1 protein-coding gene and 1 pseudogene are annotated in these 2,495 nt (G+C 69.9%); both read left to right on the forward strand.

Going from position 1 to position 2,495, the window contains the following annotated elements:
* A pseudogene (locus GBZ26_RS28760) lies at positions 1-187 on the forward strand (FAD binding domain-containing protein); the annotation flags it as partial.
* Complete coding sequence (locus GBZ26_RS28765; RefSeq protein WP_174441718.1) at positions 184-2,460, forward strand: xanthine dehydrogenase family protein molybdopterin-binding subunit; 2,277 nt, start codon at positions 184-186, stop codon at positions 2,458-2,460. The pseudogene GBZ26_RS28760 and the gene GBZ26_RS28765, both read left to right, overlap by 4 nt.
* Positions 2,461-2,495 lie beyond the last annotated feature (35 nt).

Genomic DNA, 2,495 nt, shown 5'->3' on the forward strand with positions numbered 1-2,495 from the left:
CCCGGAGGCGGAGGCTGCCCTCATCGGGAAGCCCGCCACGCCCGACCAGTTCCGCGCCGCCGCGCGCGTTCTGCTGCGCGACGCCAAGGGGCACGAGCACAACAGCTTCAAGATCGAACTGGCGGAGCGCGCCATCGTCCGCGCCCTGACCGACGCCGCCGACCGCAAGGGAGCGCCCCGCCCATGATCGCCATTCCCAGCATTCCCGGCTTCCTGAAGGAGCCCAACGGCCCCATCGGCAAGCCCGTCAGCCGGGTGGACGGGCGCAAGAAGGTGACCGGCAACGCCCATTACGCCGCCGAGTTCACCCTGCCGGACCTCGCCCACGGCTACATCGTCTCCAGCGCCATCGCGCGCGGGCGGATCACCCGCATCGACACCGCGGCGGCGCTGGCCCTGCCCGGCGTCATCCATGTTTTCACCCACGAAAACCGGCCGAGCCTCGCCTGGTTCGACCGCAAGTGGAAGGACGACGACGCGCCGAAGGGGGCGCCCTTCCGCCCGCTCTACGACGCGGAGATCCACCACGCGCTCCAGCCGGTGGCGCTGGTGATCGCCGAGAGCTTCGAACTGGCCCGCTACGCCGCACGCCTCGTCCACATCGAGTATGAGGCGGCTCCCCACCAGACCGACCTGCGCGCGAACCGAGCGGACAGCTTCACCCCCGGCAAGGACAAGGGCGGTTTCCAACCCCCGCCGAAGCCGCGCGGCGACCCGGAGCAGGCCTTCCTCGACTCGCCCGTCCAGGTGGACGCGGAGTTCACCCAGGCCGCGGAATACCACAACCCGATGGAGATGCACGCCACCACGGTCCTGCACCACGACGACGGCACGCTGACCGTCCACGACAAGACCCAGGGCGCGCAGAACTGCCACACCTACATCTGCAACGTCTTCGGCCTGGCCAAATCCGCGGTGCGGGTGATGTCGCCCTTCGTCGGCGGCGCCTTCGGCTCCGGCTTGCGGCCGCAGCACCAGCTCTTCATGGCCATGCTGGCGGCGACGCAGTTGAAACGCTCCGTCCGGGTGGAGTTGTCGCGCCCGCAGATGTTCAGCTTCGGCCACCGGCCCGAAACCATCCAGCGGGTGGCGCTGGGCGCCGACCGCGACGGCACGCTGCGGGCGCTGATCCATGAGGCGGTGCAGGAAAGCTCGCGGAACGAGAACTATGTGGAGATCGTCGTCAACTGGTCGGGCCAGCAGTACAAGTGCGACAACGTCCGGCTGGACTACACGCTGACGCGGCTGGACGTGCACACGCCGCTGGACCAGCGCGCGCCGGGAGCGGCGACCGGTGTCACGGCGCTGGAAATCGCCATGGACGAGCTGGCCGGCAAACTCGGCATGGACCCGCTGGAGCTTCGCCTGAGGAACTACACGGAGACCGACCCCAACACCGGAAACCCCTTCTCCAGCAAGGAGCTGCGGGCCTGCTTCCAGCAGGGGGCGGAGCGGTTCGGCTGGGCGAAGCGCAGCCCCGCGCCGCGCTCCATGCGGGACGGGCGCGAACTGATCGGCTGGGGCATGGCGGCGGGCGTGTGGGACGCCATGCAGGGGCAGGCCGCCGCCAAGGCCGTCCTGGGCGTCGACGGCAAGCTGGGGGTGTCCAGCGCCACCGCCGACATCGGCACCGGCACCTACACTGTCATGACGCAGATCGCCGCCGACGTGCTGGGCCTGCCGATCGGGGAGGTGACCTTCTGCCTGGGCGATTCCTCGCTGCCCACCGCCCCCATCGAAGGCGGGTCCTGGACCGTCTCCACCGTCGGGTCCGCGGTGAAGGCGGTGTGCGACCGGGTGCGGTCACAGCTGGTGACGTTGGCCGGCAAGCGGGACGACAGCCCGCTGAAGGGCGTGGCGGAGGAAGATGTGCTCTTCGCCGACGGCCATCTCATCGTCCGGGACGACCCGTCGCGGCGGCTGTCCATCACCGACGTGATGCGCGGCTCCGGGACCCTGTCCATCGAGGAGGAGGCGCGCGCCCTGCCCTATCTGCTGGCGCGGGCGCGGCACACCTTCGCCACCCATTCCGCGGTCTTCGTGGAGGTGCGGGTGGATGAGGATCTCGGCACCATCCGGGTGGCCCGCGTGGTCAGCGCCATCGCCGCCGGACGCATCATCAACCCTAAGACGGCGCGCAGCCAGATCCAGGGCGCCGTGGTCTGGGGCATCGGCATGGGTCTGGAGGAGGGGGCCTTCACCGACCACCGGCTGGGCCGCGTGATGAACCACGACTACGCCGAGTACCATGTCCCGGTGAACGCCGACGTGCCGGATATCGACGTGCTGTTCGTCGAGGAGCATGACGACATGGTCAACGCGCTGGGCGCCAAGGGGGTCGGCGAGATCGGCATCGTCGGCGTTCCCGCCGCCATCGCCAACGCCATCCATCACGCGACCGGCGTGCGCGTGCGCGATTTCCCGATCACGTTGGACAAGGTGCTGGCGGGACTGCGCTGACGTGGGCGGGGGCACGCGACGGGCCCCCACCCAAC

This window comes from Azospirillum formosense (assembly GCF_013340925.1).
In the GTDB taxonomy this organism is placed as follows: domain Bacteria; phylum Pseudomonadota; class Alphaproteobacteria; order Azospirillales; family Azospirillaceae; genus Azospirillum; species Azospirillum formosense.

Excerpts from the sequence above, each read along its gene's own strand:
- GBZ26_RS28765 (WP_174441718.1), top strand. The coding sequence starts at position 184 with ATGATCGCCATTCCCAGCATTCCCGGCTTCCTGAAGGAGCCCAACGGC.